This window comes from Pseudoalteromonas sp. S2755, from assembly GCF_005886535.1.
Lineage (GTDB): Bacteria > Pseudomonadota > Gammaproteobacteria > Enterobacterales > Alteromonadaceae > Pseudoalteromonas.
In genome coordinates, this window is record NZ_PNDS01000100.1 from 1 (window position 1) to 644 (window position 644).

1 rRNA gene is annotated in these 644 nt (G+C 51.4%); it reads right to left on the reverse strand.

The annotated features are described in order from the left end of the window. Window positions 1–644, reverse strand: a 23S ribosomal RNA gene (locus CWC03_RS16100); the annotation flags it as partial.

Below are 644 nucleotides of genomic sequence, written 5' to 3' on the forward strand. Positions count from 1 at the left end.
CGCTCCCCTACCCCGCGAATAAATTCGCAGCCGTAGCTTCGGTGGTATGTTTAGCCCCGTTACATCTTCCGCGCAGGCCGACTCGACTAGTGAGCTATTACGCTTTCTTTAAAGGGTGGCTGCTTCTAAGCCAACCTCCTAGCTGTTTTAGCCTTCCCACATCGTTTCCCACTTAACATACACTTTGGGACCTTAGCTGACGGTCTGGGTTGTTTCCCTCTCCACGACGGACGTTAGCACCCGCCGTGTGTCTCCCGGATAGTACTTTACGGTATTCGGAGTTTGCAAAGGGTTGGTAAGTCGGGATGACCCCCTAGCCTTAACAGTGCTCTACCCCCGTAAGTATTCGTCCGAGGCTCTACCTAAATAGATTTCGGGGAGAACCAGCTATCTCCCGGTTTGATTAGCCTTTCACTCCTAGCCACAGGTCATCCCCTAACTTTTCAACGTTAGTGGGTTCGGTCCTCCAGTTGATGTTACTCAACCTTCAACCTGCCCATGGCTAGATCACCGGGTTTCGGGTCTATACCCTGCAACTTAAGCGCCCAGTTAAGACTCGCTTTCGCTACGGCTCCCCTAAATGGTTAACCTCGCTACAGAATATAAGTCGCTGACCCATTATACAAAAGGTACGCAGTCACCCA